Origin of the sequence: Ureibacillus sp. MALMAid1270 (assembly GCF_049202975.1) — a bacterium.
GTDB lineage: Bacteria > Bacillota > Bacilli > Bacillales_A > Planococcaceae > Ureibacillus.
Genome location: NZ_JBMIRP010000092.1, coordinates 38,791 through 56,492, shown reverse-complemented (window position 1 = coordinate 56,492; position 17,702 = coordinate 38,791). Strand labels below are relative to the sequence as shown.

The following is a 17,702-nucleotide window of genomic DNA, read 5'->3' as shown; positions in this document are numbered from 1 at the left end:
AATTCCTGGTTGCGCTACATCCTATACAACTCTAAAATTAGTTAGTATGTAAAAGAGAATTGGAGTTTAGCGATGAAATTTTCAATAATAAAAGCATCATTTCCTATAGATATTGAAACGTATGAAGAAGTCAAAACACTTTGTGATGAAGCCGGTTTAGTAGATAGAGTAAGTTATTATTCTTTGATGAATTTACGTGAAAGCAAAGAATTATATAGTAAAGGTTTTTTCGTATTAGCTTATGATAACGATCTAAATCAACTAGTTGGTGTGGCTAGTGCTATTGATACAATGGGCCTTCAAACATATGAATGGTCAATGGTTGTTGCTCCTATGTATCGAAAAATTGGTATTGGTACAGCTTTGTTTAAAGTATTACATGAAGGGTTACATGAACGTGGTGCAGAAGGGGAGCTTGCCCTAGTTCATGAAAACAATTCCTTTGGTAGAAAGTTTCTAAAACGTTTCGGCTTTCTCTATAGTTTTTCTGAAGCGACTTTTGAAGCGAAAGCTGAAAATGCGACTATCCCAGATCATCTAAATATAAGACAATATTCAGAGTTAGATAATAATGCATTAGTCCATATCTTTAGTGAGGCATTCGGTGACTTACGTGAAGAATCGTTAGATTTAATCGAACATAATACGACAACAGAAGGTAGTATTTTATGGGTTGCTGAAATGGACGGAGAGGTAGTTGGAACACTAACGACTACTAAAGATGGTGACGTGCAATGGATCACTGCATTTGCAGTACATCCAGAAATGCAAGGTCAAGGGATTGGCACAGCGTTATTAAATTGGGCAAAGGATTTTGCATATAGACAAGGTGAACATTTTATAATGTTAGATGTCGAAGTGGAAAATGAACGTGCACTATCCGTATACGAAAAAGCAGGATTTTTAAAGTCAACGCAAGTCGATTATTTTGTTTATAGTAGTAATAGAGATTAAGTGAAGGGGGCTTCTTAAAGGTATACTTTTAAGGAGCTTCTTTTTTCTAAGTATATTGCTCCTGTGGTGGTCACAATAAGCTAGAACTTTTCAGAAAACACCTTCACTAGCACTTCTATTAAAATTTGTTATAATGTATTGATGGAAAAAGAGAGTCATGTTGGGTTCAATATTAAGATTGAATGCATTTTGTATGATGAAAATATAAATAAAATATATAGGGAAGTTGAATAAATCAATGGAAATTCAAAAAGAAAAGAGTTCAGCAAAATTAATGTGGAAAATGACACGTCCGCATACATTGACTGCAACCTTTGCGCCGGTAATTTTGGGAACTGTTATTGCTTTATATGATACAGAAATCGACTGGCTAATGTTTGCTGCGATGATGATCGCGTGTCTTGCGTTACAAATTGCGACAAATTTATTTAATGAATATTATGATTTCAAACGAGGTCTAGATACTGCGGAATCTGTCGGTATTGGCGGAGGAATTGTTCGACATGGTTTAAAACCAAAAAATGTGCTGATGGTTGCTATATTATTATACGTTTTCGCAGCAATTATCGGTGTTTATATTTGTGCAAACAGTAGTTGGTGGCTAGTTGCTGTTGGATTATTTGGTATGGCAATCGGCTACTTATATACAGGTGGGCCGATTCCAATAGCATATACACCATTTGGTGAACTATTTGCCGGAGCATTAATGGGATCTGGTTTCGTCTTAATTTCTTATTTTATCCAAACGGGTACAGTCACTTTAGTGAGCTTCATGATTTCGATACCAGCGATGATTTTAGTTGGAGCTATTAATATGTCTAATAATATTAGAGACATTGAAGAAGATACAAAAGGTGGAAGAAAGACGTTAGCAATTCTTTTAGGTAGAGATACTGCCATTATGGCGTTAGCAAATTCGTTCTTCATATCGTATTTATGGATAATTATCCTAATTATGTTAGGAGACTTAAGTATATGGGCACTGGTTGTTTTATTAAGCTTACCTAAACCAATTTCAGCTATTAAAGCATTCCGAAAAGGTGCAAAAGAGCCACAGTTTATGAAAATAGCAATGAAATCAACTGCATTAACAAATACATTGTTTAGTTTCTTATTATCAATCGGGCTGTTAATTAATTATTTTATTAATATATAAAAAAATAAGAAGTAATCTTTCCTTTTGTTTAGGTTAAAGATTACTTCTTTTTTTTGTTTTTATACTGTGACATGTAGATCAAATCCTTAAAACTTTGCTTATTGGAATCAAATAAAAACTAAATAACCTGTATCTAAATTAGTATGTTATCTTCTTGTTCTTTTAAACATTTAATAGCTCGTTGGTATATGTCATCACTTGTAGTTTTTAATGAAAGTGCTAGTTCAACAAATAATATATTTTGAATCGTCGTTAATAATTTCATATCTTGCGAACCAAGTTTTTTACCGAGTAACTCATCATCTTGTTTCTTTACCATCATCGTATTTATAATTCGTGCAATCTCAAATCGATCTCCGTTTTTAATGGTTTCTGAGTAAAGATGAATGCGATGATTACTCTTTTCAATCCATTGCACTCCAGGTTTTTTAAATGAGTCAATGATTCGAAGTGCAGTGTCCTGATCGACAACATCTCGTAAGTTGATTTTGTCGCTATGAATAGGAATGTTTATAACAAGATTTTGGTTGTTCAATGGATGTAAAACATAATAAGTTTTTGTTTGGTTTGAAAAGCTTTTTTCTGTAATATCGTCAATTTCACAAATACCATGTGAAGAATACATGATTAAATCACCAACACTATACATAGAGACGCCACCTACCCAAGTATTTTTGTCAACTAAGTTTACAATATAAGTGTAACATGAAAAGGTAAAATTGTCAATTTAGTTGACAAATTGTTTGGAGCTCTTCTATATTAAATTTATAAATAATAGATAGAAGAGGTGCTGTGTTGATTAATCATTTAAACAGTTCCGGTTTAGTAAGCTTAATGAGTGAGAAACATCGTCAACTACGAGACACAATTGAAAAAATGTGGGAAGAGCAAAGCGATATTAAAATCTCCTATACAGAATGGTACATAATGTATAAGATTTATGGTCATAAAACCACTATTTCAGAAGTAACGAGAAACGTGACGATCACTAGGCAAGCAACACATAAAAATATTAAAAGTTTAAAAGAGAAAGGGTTAGTCGAAGTAACCAATTCTGAACATAGCAAAAGAGATAAATGTGTAAGCCTAACGACATTAGGGGAGCACTGCTGCATTAAAAACGAAGAGCTAAGACTAAAATTTGAAGAAAAAGTTGCCCAAACGATCGGACAAGAAAAGTTGAATGTATTAAAGGATATATTGCAGATGGATTGGGGTATATAAATATAACAACCATTAAAGTCTTTGATAGAACTCAATTCGATTTTCATAAAATCTTATAAGAACATAGCTACCAAGAGATATGATTCTCTGGTAGCTGTTTTTTTGCTCATTATAACTTACATTTTTATCCATTCAATCCGAAGTTTAAGTTACCGATGTGAACCGAAGAGCAATGTGTATTCCAGTTGCTAGAATAAAATAATATTTACTGGAAAAAAATATTTACAATTCCTATAGTTTTAGTTATATTTGTAATTGTTTAATAAATATTATTTTTTAAAAAGGGTGAAAATTTTGACTGTATTGAAAAATGATTTTTTAGTATTAGGAAGTAAAGAAGCACCAGTAAAGATTGAGGTATTTCTAAATTTAGCTTGTCCTTATTGTGCTTCGTTCTATGAATTAGTAGATAAAGTATTAGATAAATATATTAAAGAGGATAAAGTTGCGCTTATTGTAAAACATTATGATAAGCCACGAGAAATGTTACTCCCAGGTACATTGATTAATTTGAACTTAGATTACAATAACCCACAAAAAACTTTAGATGTGATTAGTCAATTATTTAAAGAACAAAGTACATGGGATCAGTATTCAAGTCATGGAATTAAACAATATATCGAAGAAAAATTTGGTTTGAAAGAAGAAGAACAAAATATTGAACTAAGCCTTAAAATAACTGCAGAAGCAATTGAAAGAAATGTGAAGATGGTACCAACAGTGTTTATTAATGATTTAGAGTTCCAATATCCACGTGAAATATTTGAAGATGAATTAAGAGAAGTAATTGAGAAACAGTTACTTGAAGAAGGAGTAGAGTTATGAAACTAAAAAAATTTTCCGGGTTATTTATATTAATAGGTTTAATCTTTGTATTGGCTGCATGTGGTAGTAGTGATACAGGAAACGGTTCAGCAAACGGTTCAGCAAACGGGGCTGAGACAAGTACTGAAAAGAAAATCTTACGAGTAGGTTCTTCTGGTATATACCCACCATTCATCTCAGTTGATGCAAATGGGAAAGCACAAGGCTATGATGTAGAAGTCTTAGAGCTTGTAGGAGAAGCTTTAGGCTATGAAATTGAATGGACGTTTGCAGAGTTCTCAGGTATTTTCGGAATGTTAGATGCTGGACAAATTGATACTGTGGCAAACTTAATTGCAATGACAGAGCAACGTCGTGAAAAATACGATTTCTCTACTCCATATGCATATTCTGGTGCTACTCTAGTAGTTCATGAAGATAATAATGATATTAAAAGTATTGAAGATTTAAAAGGTAAAAAAGTAGGTGTTTTATTAGGAAATAACTTACACCAATTTTTAGAAGAGTGGAACCAAGCGAATGGAAACGAAATTATCATAACACCTTATCAAGATGTTAGTGGAACATATAATGAAGTTGCATTAGGTCGTTTGGATGCATTTATTGATGTGAAAATTACAGCAGCTTCCCGTATTAAAGATGAAGGACTTCCATTAAAACTTTATGGTGAGGAATATTTAATTAACTTTGATTATGGCTTCCCATTCGTTCGTTCTGAAGAAAACAAAGAATTTTTAGAGGCATTCAGTGCTGAAATCCAAAAACTTCAAGAAGATGGAACACTTAAAAAGTTATCAGATAAGTGGAGTGCAATTGACGTAACGATTCCACATGAAAAATAAAAATACCGGCTACTCTTTGTGAGTAGCCTTTCTTCATCTACTAAAATGAATAGAGGGATCTTATGAATTTTGATTTTCAATATATGTTAAGTCTCTTTCCAAGAATTATAGAGTTTTTACCTATAGTTCTATATATGGGTACACTTTCGTTTTTACTTGCTATTGTCTTTGGGATGATTTTTGCTGTCATTATTAACAATAAATATCCAGTACTTTATCAAATATTAATGGTGATTATCTCTTACTTTAGAGGGATTCCAACATTGATCCAAATTTTTATCTTCTACTTTGGATTGCCACAACTTTTTCCAAGTTTAAGTTCAATTGACGCAGTCACAGCTGTAATTATCGCATTAAGCTTACGTAATGCAGCATATTTATCAGAAGTATTTCGTTCTGCATTTTTAGCGGTTGATAAAGGACAGTACGAGGCATGTATTTCAGTAAATATGACAAAGTGGCAAGCTCTTCGAACAGTGATACTACCTCAAGTGACACGCATTGCAATTCCACCAACAGGTAACTATTACATAATGATGATTAAAGATACTTCCCTGGCATTTACAATTGGGGTAGTAGATATGATGGCTCGTGCAAAACTTGAAGCAGCTGTAACTTTTAAATTTTTAGAAGCTTATTTAATGGTAGGGGTTATTTATTGGGTCATTTCTGCTGTACTTCAATTCTTACAATCTAAATTAGAAGCATATGTTGAAAAGCCGTATAAAAAGGAGGCAGCGAAATGATAAAAGTGCAAAATTTACATAAGAGATATGGAAATGTAGAAATTTTAAAGGGCATTGATCTAGAAATTGCTGATGGAGAAGTACTCGCAATAATTGGTCCTTCTGGTTCCGGGAAATCCACTTTACTTCGCTGCCTTAACTTTTTGGAAGAAGCAAACAAAGGGACAATTGAAATAGATGGAGTTAAAGTTGATTTAGACAACTATACGAAAGATCAAGTATCAGAATTACGTAAAAAGACAGGAATGGTGTTCCAATCTTATAATCTATTTAAAAATAAAACAGCCCTGAAGAACATATCTGATCCCCTTCGTTTAACTAAAAAAATTCCTCGTAAAGAAGCGGAAGAAATAGCTCAAAAGTTACTAGCAGAGGTTGGATTACAAGGAAAGGAAAATAATTATCCAGTTGCTCTATCTGGGGGGCAACAGCAGCGAGTTGGTATTGCAAGGGCACTTGCGCTTGACCCTTATGTCATACTATTTGACGAGCCAACATCATCTCTCGACCCAGAACTTGTAGAGGAAGTTCTGAATGTTATGAAAGCAGTTATTAAACAAGGACATACAATGATTGTTGTTACCCATGAGATGAATTTTGCTAAAGAAGTGGCGGATCGTGTTATTTTTATGGCAGATGGAAACATTATTGAGCAAGGAACACCAGAAGAAATCTTCGAAAACCCTAAAAATGAACGTACTCGTCGTTTTTTAAAAACATACTTAGGCCACCATTACGTAGATGGTGAAGGAATATAATATGCTGAATAATTTACAACAGACTGGAAAAGAGAATATGATCTTTTCCAGTCTGTTTGTTATTGTAAAAATTTAATTAATTGAATTTGAACATAATATGCATGAGCTACTTTTATTTGAGGGAGAACGGTAAATTAGTGATTGCTTAAAAGTAAAATCAAGTAGAATGGCGCATAATCTTTATATACATGTTGGTATTGAAGTGGGGAAAAAGTGTATGTAAGTCAACAAAGTGGAAATTATATTGAAACATTCGCTACAATTACTATATAGGAAGAAGAATCATTCGAAAAGTTCGTAATTAATTCAAGATGATTCTTATAAAAGGGGGATTCCAGTCTTGAGATTAAGCGTATTAGATCAAGCGCCAATTACAAAAGGAAACACTGCCCAAGATGCATTAAAAAACGCAGTTGAATTAGCGATGATTACAGAGCAATTAGGATATGAACGAATTTGGATGGCTGAACATCATAGTACACAAGGTTATGCAAGCTCAGCACCTGAAATTACAGCAGCTTATATCGCTGCAAAAACAGAACGAATTCGTGTGGGTACTGGCGGCACAATGATCATGCACTATTCACCATATAAAGTAGCAGAAAACTTTAAAACGCTAAGTGCCCTTGCTCCGGGGCGCATTGATTTTGGAATAGGTAGAGCACCAGGAGGCGACCAATATGCGATGTATGCTTTGGCTGATGGACGCAGACCGGAAGTAGATAATATATATGAGAAAATCGATGCGGCATTAGCATTTATCAATGAAGAAGTGCCAGAAAATCCATATTACAAAAGGGTTACTGCTTCTCCTAATCATGTTCCCCTGCCGGAAGCTTGGATTTTAGGGTCAAGTGGGAATAGTGCAGTTGAAACAGGTAGAAGGGGAGTGGGTTACTCCTATGCGCAATTCTTCAATGGTTTCATGAATAAAGGCGTCTTTGATGCATATCGTCAAAGTTTTGTCCCTTCTGTATTTATGGAAAAACCAGAAATTATGGTCTCTTATTTTGTGACAGTTGGTGAAACAAGAGAAGAAGCAGAGTATGAGGCAAAACCGGCAAATATTGCGAGAATGCTATTCATGCGCGGACAAGTAAATCCACCACGCTTAACACCTGAAGAAGCAAAAGATTACCCATTAACAGAAATGGATAAAATGTGGCTTGAAGAAAACCGTAAACTGAATATCGTTGGTACAGCAAAAGAAGTTGGGGATTTTTTAAGACAAGAACAAGAAATCTATGGTTTCGATGAAGTGATGATCTGCACAATCCCTCATTCACAAGAAATGAGATTGAAAGTGTACCGACTGCTTGCTGAGGAGTTTGGGTTAGGTAAGTGATGGAAATGTATCGGGAGAGGTGTGAGTATGGGCACTTTTCCCGATATTTTTTTGTGGTGATGAAGGGTAGGTGTGAGTTTTACTGAACACTCTTGGGCTACTAGATTTAGGTTAGCGAGATAAGGGGTCTTATTTAGACAGAAAAGGTAGAATCTGACTAGGGTTGTTGAGATAAAGGGGTTATTTAGACAGAAATTGAAGAATCTGATTAAAGTTGTCGAAATAAAGGGGTTATTTAGACAGAAATTGAAGAATCCGATTGAAGCTGTCAAAATAAAGGGGTTATTTAGACAGAAATCGTAGAATCCGATTAAAGTTGTCCAAATAAAGAGGTTATTTAGACAGAAATCGTAGAATTCGATTAAAGTTGTCGAAATAAAGGGGTTATTTAGACAGAAATCATAGAATTCGATTAAAGTTGTCGAAATAAAGGGGCTATTTAGACAGAAATCGTAGAATTCGATTAAAGTTGTCGAAATAAAGTGGTTATTTAGACAAAAATTGTAGGATCTGATTAAAGTTGTCGAAATAAAGGGGTTATTTAGACAGAAATCGCAGAATTCGATTGAAGTTGTCGAAATAAAGGGGTTATTTAGACAAAAATTGAAGAATCCGATTAAAGTTGTCCAAATAAAGAGGTTATTTAGACAGAAATCGGAAAATGCAATTAATGTTGTCAAAATAAAAGGCAAAACTACGTGCCACTTTGAAGGGGAACCTCAAATTCTGTCACGAAACCAAGGTTTGCGTGCCATTTTCGGGAGGAATTCCAAGATTCTGTCACGAAACGAGAGTTTACTTTCCACTTTCAAGAAGCCAAGGCGTTCACGAAAACCCTAATTACGAATTCCGAACCCCTGTCACGAAAACCGAAATTACGTGTTACTTCCAGAAGCGAATCCAAAATCCTGTCCTGAAATCGTCTCCCCAAAACCTTCCCCTTATCCCCTCAACTACTCAATCCCCTCTAATCTTTCATTCACCAAATCGATCGGAACAAACAACCCTACATTCCCATGTTCTTTATCATCCATTGTTGCGAAAACTACGCCAATTACTTCGCCATCCATGTTGATGACAGGACTTCCGCTATTTCCTTTATAGACGGGGGCATCCATCATATATACTTCATCTTCCCAATCAGAAAGGGATTTTGGGCCAAGAACCCAGCCTTCATTTGCAATTCCAGAAAAGAATAAAGGGTTCCCGATGAAGTAAACGAACTCGTTTGAGGTGAATTCATAAGTTTCCGCTAATTGTAAATTAGGGAGATCGCTACCCTCTACTTGTAAAAATGCAATATCAATTTCAGGATAGCTCTCAATTACTTCTGCTTCATATATACCGTCTTCAGGGAAATACACAGTTAAAGAAAGAGCATCTTCAATGACATGTGCGTTTGTAATAATTAGCCCATTTTCAGATATTGAGAATCCTGTTCCTTTACTATCATGAGTTGAGATTTGTACGACGGATTTTTTATAAGTTTGTATATCACTTTGGAACGATAGAGCGGCGGATTTTTTGATGAATTCAACCGCTGGAATCGAAAATATCTCAAAAATCACTGCGAATGTACTAAAAGCAAGTGTGATGGCAATGAGCCATGCAATGAATCTCGCAAAAGGAGGTTGTCGTTTTGGTTTAAGTGGTTTTCCTGCAAGTCGGGCCAGTCGTTCTTGCCGAGCTTTTTCTAGAGCTTCCTTCTGAGCTTCAAGAACAAGTTCAATTAACTCCTCTTCGCTAATCGGGTCTTGCTCATGCTCTTGTCCATATTCATCCTTTTCCTTCGCCATACCATCACCACCTACCCAAGTTCTATTAAAACTATCATAACGGATAGGTTAGAAGATTGAAAAGGATTAGTAAGACTTGAATAGATTAGAAGGTTGTGCGATAATACGAATCAATTGTATAAAAGGTTTTCTAGGGTTCCGCTCAACACGAGGTCTGGTCCGAGAGAAAACGCACGGATTCGTGTAACACGGAAGGATAAAAGCCTGGGAGATACTATAAATAGTAATCTCTTTGGCTTTTTTTGTTCGGTAAATTAGGAGGTACAAAATGAACAAACATTGGATAAAGCTGCTTATTGCAGTTCTTTTTGAAGTGCTTTGGGTAATAGGGCTTGCCCATTCGAGCAGTTTATGGACGTGGTCTGGAACTATTATTGCGATTATTGCATGTAACTATTTTCTTATAACAGCGACACAAGCTTTACCTACCGGAACTGCTTACGCGGTATTCGTTGGATTAGGAACAGTAGGTGCTGTCGTCTCTGAAATACTTTTCTTCGGAGAATCAATCCAGTTCATGAAAATATTCTTTATCGCACTTTTACTAGTTGGAGTGATCGGGTTGAAATTAGTTACTGATCAGGAAGAAGCAAGTGAAAAGGAGGTTCGTGAATAATGGCTTGGTTTGCTTTAATTATTGCTGGGTTACTTGAAACATTCGGTGTTGCAATGATGAATCAGTTAAGTGTTAGTCGGAATTGGAAACCTCTTGTATTCCTAATTTTAGGATTTGGTGGTAGTTTATTTTTATTGGAGTATTCTATGAATACAATTCCGATGGGGACAGCTTATGCTATTTGGACTGGAATTGGCGTGGTAGGAGGCACGATTGTGGGGATGCTCTTTTATGGAGAATCAAATAATTGGAAAAGAATCTTATTTATTGCGCTAATTCTCATATCTGCAATCGGTTTAAAAATTGTCAGTGGTTAAATTAATCAATACATGCGAATGCTACTATTTAAAAGTTGCAATATATAGAAAAGGAATGAAGTTATGGCAGACAAACATCACTATTTCTTTGCTGTTAAGTTACCTTATGAAGTGAAGTCATATTTAGATCGTTGGGTTCAAATGCATGAACCAAAATTTCCTTTTAATAGATGGGTTCATCCAGAAGATTATCATATTACGTTGGCATTTTTAGGTTTTGCACCAAAAGAAATGTTAGAAAAGGCTATCAATGATGTAAGGGAAATCTTATCAAACCAATATACATTTGAACTTACATTAAATGAATTAGGCATATTCGGTCCTGAGAAATCGCCAAGAATTTTCTGGGCAGATGTGAAATATTCTAAAGATTTAAATTCCGTCCAAAAACTCGTTTATGACACAGCTTCGAAAGTTGGATTTGAGTTAGATAAAAAGCCATTTAAACCGCATATCACATTAGCGAGGAAATGGAAATCAGATGAACCGTTTAATAGAGATAAGCTAACTTCACTAAAAAACAGCAGGGGAGAGGAATTTACATTCCCAGTAAGTGAGATTATTTTATATGAAACGCATTTAGATCAAACACCGAAATATAAGGAATTTGCAAAATTTACATTAAAAAAAGCCGACTGATAAAAATAAACATAAGAATTTGAATAGGGTGTTTCAGAAGTTTTGTTTTTTCTTCTGAGGCACCCTTTTTTAATTTAGTTGTAAGTCACAAAAATACACCCCTTAACAGGAAATATTTACATAATCTTATCCAAATTTAAACAATCTTCACATCAGATTTACTTCCCTTTAATAAATTTACAAAACCTTTACAAAAATGTAGTAGTAAATTTACATACAGACATTATTCTAAAGTTGCTAATAGAAGTCATGGAGGTTTTAATCTCATGTTTAAATTTAACAAAGTAAAAACAATTGGATTTTTGACACTGTCATTATCTATTCTATTATCCGCGTGTGGTCCTTCAACAAATGACGGTGAAACATCTAATGGAGATAAATATACACTTGCTATTTCGGGGTCTACATCAGTAGGTCCATTATCTGAGAAGTTAGCAGAGAAATACGAAGAAAAAGATTCAGCAATTAATATAGAGGTCAATCAAATCGGCTCTTCTGCCGGTATTACTAATGCCACAAATGGTGTTTCAGAAATCGGTATGTCATCTCGTGATTTAAAGCAAGAGGAAGTAGCAAACGGTTTAGTCGAACAAATTGTTGCTTATGATGGAATCGTTGTGGTGGCACATCCAACAAATAAGGTAGATGATCTCACACTTGACCAAGTGAAGCAAATTTTCACTGGTGAGATTACAAACTGGAAAGAGCTTGGTGGAGATGATATGGAAATTGTTGTTGTCTCACGAGAAGATGGCTCTGGTTCACGTGATGCCTTTCAGGAGATTGTCGGGTTTTCTTCTGGGGAGCTTATCAGAAATTCAATTGTTGCGAGCGGAAATGGAAACATCAAAACAACTGTTGCAACAAACAAGCATGCTGTAGGTTTCATTTCCTTTGAATATATTGACGAAACAATCTCTCCTATAAAAATTAATGGTGTAGAAGCCACAGCAGAAAATGTACTAAATGAAACATATCAATTATCAAGACCATTCTTGTTTGTTTTTAAAGAAGAGAATCTTAGTGAAAAAGGACAACAATTTATTGACTATATTTTAAGTGAAGAAGGTCAACAAGTTGTTTCTGAATCAGGTGTTATACCGATTAAATAACACACTCTTCACTACGACGTTAGAATTTTTGGAGGAATGAAGAATGTCTAGCACACCAGTTCAAAAATCAAATAAAAGAAAATATATGCTAGAAAAGTTATCAGGAAGAGTTTTCTTACTTTGTGCCCTTCTATCAGTACTAAGTTTGTTATTAATAATTGGATTTGTATTCATCAAGGGGATAAATCCATTTGTAGTAGAAGGATATAGTTTTATAGATTTTCTATTTGGGAACGACTGGGTACCAAGTGAAGATCAGTTTGGAATATTCCCAATGATTGTTGCCTCAATTTATGCCACAATCGGTGCATTAATTATCGGGGTACCGATTGGATTATTTACAGCTATTTTCTTAGCTGAAATTGCTCCAAAAAGGTTAGCGAAAATTATTTCGCCAGCTGTTCAATTACTTGCAGGTATACCATCTGTTTTATATGGGGTATTTGGCTTAGCAGTAATTGTTCCATTTCTACAAGATACTCTAGGATTAGCAAAAGGGCAAAGTTTGCTTACGGTTATTTTAGTATTAGCAATTATGATGCTTCCGACAGTTGTTACGGTTTCTGAAACTGCATTAAGAGCAGTTCCAAAAACTTATCGTGAAGGTTCATTAGCTTTAGGGGTATCCCAGATTGGAACAATCTTCAAGGTAGTTGTACCAGCTGCGAAGTCAGGAATTTTGACTGCAGTTGTTTTAGGAATGGGTAGAGCGATAGGTGAAACAATGGCCGTAATTTTAGTGGCTGGTAACAGCTTAATCATCCCAACAAGTTTAACTGACAGTATTCGTCCTCTAACTACGAATATTGCGTTAGAGATGGGATACGCTGCTGGTGTTCATCAAGAAATGTTATTTGCAACAGGTATTGTGTTATTCTCATTCATTTTAATACTGAATTTTGTTTTAGCGAAAATTAGTGCGAAAGGTGGTCATTAAGTTGAGAAGCTTTAAAGATAATGTGTTACGTGGACTATTATGGTTATCTGCTCTCTTAACTATTGCCATCCTAGTAACGATTGTTGGATATATATTTTACAAAGGAATTGGACTAATCAGTATCGATTTTATCTTTGGTGAATATTCGCCAACAGGTGGCGGTGGAATTTGGCCAATGATCATTACGACAATTTATACAATTGTAATTTCATTAGCCATTGCGACACCAATCGGTATTTTAGCGGCAGTTTATTTGCAAGAGTATGCAAAACAAGGTCGTTTAGTAAAGTTAATTCGTTTTGCAACAGAAAGTTTAACTGGGATTCCTTCAATTATTTATGGTTTGTTCGGTGCGGTTTTCTTTGTAGCAACACTTAAGCTAGGAATGTCGATTATTTCAGCTTCATTAACTCTAACAATCATTATCTTACCTGTAATCATTCGAACAACAGAAGAATCGTTAAAAACGGTACCGCAAAGTTATCGTGAAGGATCTTTAGCATTAGGAAATACAAAACTTCAAACATTATATAAGGTAATACTTCCAAGCGCTATGCCAGGGATTTTAGCTGGGATTATTCTTTCCATTGGACGAATTGTTGGAGAGTCGGCGGCGATCTTTTTAACAGCAGGAACAGTAGCTGCATTACCGGAAAGTATTTTCTCATCTGCCAGAACTTTAACGGTTCATTCCTTCTTAGTAACACAAGAGGCTGGAGATATTGAACTTGCTGCTGCTGTTGGAATTGTGTTAATCGTGATTATTTTAGTTTTAAACTTATTAGCAACGCTTATTTCGAAAATTTTCAATAAGGCTAATTATTAGAGAGGTGAATGGTTATGACGACAGTATTGAGTAAACACAACATTGAAGTGAAAGAAGAACTTACACAGATGGTGGAACAATCGAACGAGAAAACGAAAATCAGTGTTAGAGATTTAAATTTATTTTATGGTGATAAACAGGCGTTATATTCTCTATCTTTAGACATAAAAGAAAAAGAAGTAACAGCTTTAATCGGACCATCAGGGTGTGGAAAATCTACTTTCTTAAGAACCCTTAACCGTATGAATGATTTAATTGACGGCGTTAATATTACTGGGGATATTGTGATTGATAACGAAAATATTTACCAATCAAATGATGTCATTAAGTTAAGAACAAAAGTTGGAATGGTATTTCAAAAGGCAAACCTATTTCCAATGAGCATATACGATAATGTAGCTTATGGCCCTAGAGGTCAAGGTATAAAAAATAAAAAAGAATTAGACAAAATCGTTGAAGAGAGTTTGCGTGGTGCTGCAATTTGGGATGAAGTAAAAGATCGATTAAAGTCATCAGCCCTTGGATTATCAGGTGGTCAACAGCAGCGTGTTTGTATCGCCCGTGCCATAGCAATGAAACCAGAAATTATTTTAATGGATGAACCAACATCTGCATTAGATCCAATTTCAACTTTAAAAGTAGAAGAATTAATTGCAGATATGAAACAGGACTATACAATTGTAATTGTTACTCACAATATGCAACAAGCAGCACGTGTTTCAGATCGAACTGCATTCTTCTTAAATGGAGAAATTGTTGAATATGATAAAACAGACCAAATCTTCTCTGTACCAAAAGATCAAAGAACAGAAGATTATATAACAGGACGTTTCGGATAAAAGAATTAAGGCATAGTTCACAATGCGATGAACTATGCCTTATTTTTGTTGTTAAATTTTACACCATTTTGTTATGGTCACGCATAAAATTGAAAAAGTTCCTCAAAAGTCGAATACTTTCCATTTTGTAGCAATATAATATATGTGAAGGGAGGAATTGTATTATGAGAATGCCAGCATTACCACAAGCAAAAGTAGACATGAAGAAAAAGGTAAAGGGTTCTATATTACGTTCCATTCGAACATTCTTTAGTAAAAAACTTAGTAAAAAGCATAAATCATTCCGTTTGCCTCCAAGAGAGTAAAGCTGTTCTAGTTGGGTTATTAGAACAGCTTTTTTATTTTGTCCTCTTATTATGTGTGCGGAATGACTGAGATTTTAAATATCGAACCAGATTTTCTTATAGCAAAAATGTCCCTTCACTTGGACCAACTAAATATAACTCGTGCATAGCTCTCGTTAACGCCACATACAACAGCTTTCGGTCAATCGACGTATCAAGATAAGGGAATGAAAAGGCTGCTACAATGACTGCATCAAACTCCAAACCTTTGGCTAAGTGACTTGGTAGAACGAGTAATTTTGATTGGCCAAGCTCAGAGGATTCAGTTAGTAACTCTACATCAAGACCATCACTAAGCAAAGTTTCTGCAAAGTAGGCTGCTTCATCTGAAGTTTTACATATTAAAGCAATCGAACGATGACCATTTTTCCTGATTGCTTCATAGATTTCTCGAAATTGCTGAGGGTCGAATTCATTACTTTGAATAAATGTTGGCTCATTACCATGACGTACAACGGGTTCTACTAAAGGTAGATTTTCATCCATTTTCGATAAAACTTTATTTGCCACTTCCATAATCTCAATTGTTGTTCGATAACTTTTTTGTAAAGTGAAGTAGTTAGCACGTGGGAATAGTTCTAAAACGGAATCCCATTCAGTCAATGAACGGTAGCTATGAATCCCTTGTGCTAAATCTCCAACCATAGTAAACATGTCTGTTTCAAGTCCTGCTTTTAATGCAGCAAGTTGGAATAAACTATAATCTTGTACTTCATCAATAAAGACGACTCGCATCTTCCACTCATCTTTAATGCCCTTTATTTTCGCATGCAAATAATAGATTGCAGCCAAATCTTCCAATGCCCACTTTTCTTTTATATGGGCACGTATAAATTGCTCTTGCTCCTCAAATGACCATTCACCTGCTAACTCACGAATTAATACTCGATCTGTTAAGAAGTTTCGGTACATCGTTTTTATCTTCGCCTTTTCGAATCGGCGCATATAATTGGAGACGGTGGATTTGATTTCTTCTTTTATTTTAGGAATACGTGCATCCCGTTCGTCAATAAATCTTGTCACATTACGTTTTCGCTTTTCAGGATCTCGGAATCCATTTAAGGCTTTTCCAATCATTTCATCATAGCGTGCATGTAATGAAGTTAGTACTGCTTTTGATTTTCTTTTAACCTCTGTTTGAACAACTTTTTTAATGCGTTCAAGCCTTTTTTCAATCGGCATGTAAGCAAACTCTTCTAAAAATAACTTTTTCAAGTGACTTCCACGCATAATTCTATATTTTTCAATGAATATGTCCTCATCAAAGAGAGAGGCTAAATTTCGTTCGTGTCGTTTAATTAATCGATCAAGTATATCTTTATATTGAAGCGAGCCCTTTATTTTTGGAATGTTGAAAGAGGGAAGGGGGGCAGGGTCTTCAATTATTTTTTCTAACAGTTCATTTGGATCCTGTAATTTCAGCTTAATACCAGTTGCATTTTGTACATACTCTGCATAGGTTGTTTGGCATATTCGATCTACACCAAGCTCTGGTAATACTTCACCGATATACTCGATAAACAATTTATTTGGAGCTAAAATCATCAATTGTTCAGGGTTGAAATTTTCACCCATCGTATATAAAAAGTAGGAAATACGGTGAAGGGCAATAGTTGTTTTTCCACTTCCGGCAGCCCCTTGAACAAGAATCGGTTGACGTAAATGTGCGCGGATAATTTCATTTTGTTCAGCTTGAATTGTCGCAACAATTTCAGTTAAACGAACATCTGCTTTTCCGGAGAGTGCCTCTTGAAGCAATTCATCATTCGTTGTTAAATCAATATCTTGATAACTTAATAGTTCTCCGTTTTCAATTTTGTATTGTCGTTTAGAATATAGGTGACCTGAATATTCTTCATCGCGCACTCGGTAGGTAACATCCCCAAGACGACCATCATAATAAACATTGGCTACAGGCGAACGCCAATCTACAATAATTGGTTCAAAGGTTTCACTATGAATGATTGAAGTTTTCCCAATATATAGTAGTTCTTCTGGTTCATCGGGACGCTGAAAATGAATGCGTGCGAAGTAAGGCTTTTGTTTAACAGCTTCTAAACTTTCTTTTTGTGTTCGGGCTAGTTCAAAAAAGCGGGAGTTCGTCAAAATGTTGATGAAGCTATCACTGGAGTCAAGATATTCAACGTTGGCCATCGATTCTTTAATTTTTGAATTTGCAGATAAGAGATCTTCTTGAGATTTTCTCAAGATATATTCCATGTAGCCTTTTGTGTATGCAAGCCTTTCTACTTCTTTTTGAAAATCTGGATGAAGGGCCATTGAATCTAGTGCATTTTGTTTCGTCTCAGTCATTTGCGAATCCTCCAATCGTATTAAGCGTTGAATCGAACTTTAATCGTAATGTTAATCTTACTAAAAATCCCATATGAAGTGAAGTTTTTACTAAATAAGCATTTTATACAAAA

At 35.0% G+C, this 17,702-nt stretch carries 19 protein-coding genes and 1 riboswitch; of the genes, 16 read left to right on the top strand and 3 right to left on the bottom strand.

Annotation, left to right across the window (positions count from 1 at the left end; translation table 11 throughout):
- Positions 1–72 precede the first annotated feature (72 nt).
- Positions 73–954 (top strand): GNAT family N-acetyltransferase, encoded by an 882-nt coding sequence (locus ACOQFO_RS12435; protein WP_421689981.1) that lies wholly within the window; start codon positions 73–75, stop codon positions 952–954.
- A 238-nt stretch (positions 955–1,192) separates the two neighbouring features.
- Entirely contained in the window at positions 1,193–2,110 is a 918-nt protein-coding gene (locus ACOQFO_RS12430) for a 1,4-dihydroxy-2-naphthoate polyprenyltransferase (RefSeq protein WP_421689980.1), read from the top strand.
- A gap of 133 nt (positions 2,111–2,243) precedes the next feature.
- Here ACOQFO_RS12430 and ACOQFO_RS12425 read toward each other — a convergent pair whose 3' ends face one another.
- Positions 2,244–2,759, bottom strand: a complete 516-nt coding sequence (locus ACOQFO_RS12425) for a CarD family transcriptional regulator (protein WP_421689979.1) — start codon at positions 2,757–2,759, stop codon at positions 2,244–2,246.
- Positions 2,760–2,905: 146 nt separating this feature from the next.
- Here ACOQFO_RS12425 and ACOQFO_RS12420 point away from each other — a divergent pair, with 146 nt between their 5' ends.
- The 6 genes from ACOQFO_RS12420 (at position 2,906) to ACOQFO_RS12395 (ending at position 7,850) form a co-directional block, all read left to right on the top strand.
- Complete coding sequence (locus ACOQFO_RS12420; protein ID WP_421689978.1) at positions 2,906–3,334, top strand: MarR family winged helix-turn-helix transcriptional regulator; 429 nt, start codon at positions 2,906–2,908, stop codon at positions 3,332–3,334.
- A 285-nt stretch (positions 3,335–3,619) separates the two neighbouring features.
- The gene (locus tag ACOQFO_RS12415; protein WP_421689977.1) at positions 3,620–4,159 is read left to right on the top strand and encodes a thioredoxin domain-containing protein; all 540 of its coding nucleotides are present in this window, start codon (positions 3,620–3,622) and stop codon (positions 4,157–4,159) included.
- A complete protein-coding gene (locus ACOQFO_RS12410; RefSeq protein ID WP_421689976.1) occupies positions 4,156–5,001 on the top strand; it encodes a transporter substrate-binding domain-containing protein in 846 nt (281 codons plus the stop codon). The genes ACOQFO_RS12415 and ACOQFO_RS12410 overlap by 4 nt, the downstream gene beginning before the upstream one ends.
- Before the next feature lie 62 nt (positions 5,002–5,063).
- Complete coding sequence (locus ACOQFO_RS12405; protein WP_421689975.1) at positions 5,064–5,747, top strand: amino acid ABC transporter permease; 684 nt, start codon at positions 5,064–5,066, stop codon at positions 5,745–5,747.
- Positions 5,744–6,505: an amino acid ABC transporter ATP-binding protein gene (locus tag ACOQFO_RS12400; protein ID WP_421689974.1), complete on the top strand. Its 762-nt coding sequence runs from the start codon at positions 5,744–5,746 to the stop codon at positions 6,503–6,505. The genes ACOQFO_RS12405 and ACOQFO_RS12400 overlap by 4 nt, the downstream gene beginning before the upstream one ends.
- 340 nt (positions 6,506–6,845) lie before the next feature.
- Positions 6,846–7,850 carry an LLM class flavin-dependent oxidoreductase gene (locus ACOQFO_RS12395; RefSeq protein ID WP_421689973.1) on the top strand — a complete coding sequence of 335 codons (1,005 nt, stop codon included), beginning with the start codon at positions 6,846–6,848 and terminating at the stop codon, positions 7,848–7,850.
- 953 nt (positions 7,851–8,803) lie between these two features.
- On the opposite strand, the gene ACOQFO_RS12390 is transcribed toward ACOQFO_RS12395, so the two are convergent.
- A complete protein-coding gene (locus ACOQFO_RS12390) occupies positions 8,804–9,646 on the bottom strand; it encodes a S1C family serine protease (protein ID WP_421689972.1) in 843 nt (280 codons plus the stop codon).
- 119 nt (positions 9,647–9,765) lie between these two features.
- Positions 9,766–9,859: riboswitch (guanidine-I (ykkC/yxkD leader) on the top strand.
- Between the two features lie 55 nt (positions 9,860–9,914).
- Here ACOQFO_RS12390 and ACOQFO_RS12385 point away from each other — a divergent pair.
- From ACOQFO_RS12385 to ACOQFO_RS12350, 8 genes are all read left to right on the top strand, one after another.
- Complete coding sequence (locus ACOQFO_RS12385) at positions 9,915–10,262, top strand: DMT family transporter (protein WP_421689971.1); 348 nt, start codon at positions 9,915–9,917, stop codon at positions 10,260–10,262.
- Positions 10,262–10,579 (top strand): DMT family transporter, encoded by a 318-nt coding sequence (locus ACOQFO_RS12380; RefSeq protein WP_421689970.1) that lies wholly within the window; start codon positions 10,262–10,264, stop codon positions 10,577–10,579. The genes ACOQFO_RS12385 and ACOQFO_RS12380 overlap by 1 nt, the downstream gene beginning before the upstream one ends.
- A 63-nt stretch (positions 10,580–10,642) precedes the next feature.
- Positions 10,643–11,218, top strand: a complete 576-nt coding sequence (gene thpR, locus ACOQFO_RS12375; RefSeq protein ID WP_421689969.1) for an RNA 2',3'-cyclic phosphodiesterase — start codon at positions 10,643–10,645, stop codon at positions 11,216–11,218.
- Between the two features lie 266 nt (positions 11,219–11,484).
- Complete coding sequence (locus tag ACOQFO_RS12370; RefSeq protein WP_421689968.1) at positions 11,485–12,330, top strand: phosphate ABC transporter substrate-binding protein; 846 nt, start codon at positions 11,485–11,487, stop codon at positions 12,328–12,330.
- 43 nt (positions 12,331–12,373) lie between these two features.
- Positions 12,374–13,267, top strand: a complete 894-nt coding sequence (gene pstC / locus ACOQFO_RS12365; RefSeq protein WP_421689967.1) for a phosphate ABC transporter permease subunit PstC — start codon at positions 12,374–12,376, stop codon at positions 13,265–13,267.
- 1 nt (position 13,268) lies between these two features.
- Positions 13,269–14,093, top strand: coding sequence for a phosphate ABC transporter permease PstA (gene pstA / locus ACOQFO_RS12360; RefSeq protein WP_421689966.1), 825 nt, complete (start codon positions 13,269–13,271; stop codon positions 14,091–14,093).
- 68 nt (positions 14,094–14,161) lie between these two features.
- The gene (gene pstB / locus ACOQFO_RS12355) at positions 14,162–14,932 is read left to right on the top strand and encodes a phosphate ABC transporter ATP-binding protein PstB (protein ID WP_421690019.1); all 771 of its coding nucleotides are present in this window, start codon (positions 14,162–14,164) and stop codon (positions 14,930–14,932) included.
- A gap of 164 nt (positions 14,933–15,096) precedes the next feature.
- Positions 15,097–15,237, top strand: coding sequence for a hypothetical protein (locus ACOQFO_RS12350; RefSeq protein ID WP_421689965.1), 141 nt, complete (start codon positions 15,097–15,099; stop codon positions 15,235–15,237).
- A gap of 96 nt (positions 15,238–15,333) precedes the next feature.
- Here the strand turns inward: ACOQFO_RS12350 and helD are convergent, their stop codons facing one another.
- Positions 15,334–17,589 carry an RNA polymerase recycling motor HelD gene (helD, locus tag ACOQFO_RS12345; RefSeq protein ID WP_421689964.1) on the bottom strand — a complete coding sequence of 752 codons (2,256 nt, stop codon included), beginning with the start codon at positions 17,587–17,589 and terminating at the stop codon, positions 15,334–15,336.
- Between the last annotated feature and the right edge of the window lie 113 nt (positions 17,590–17,702).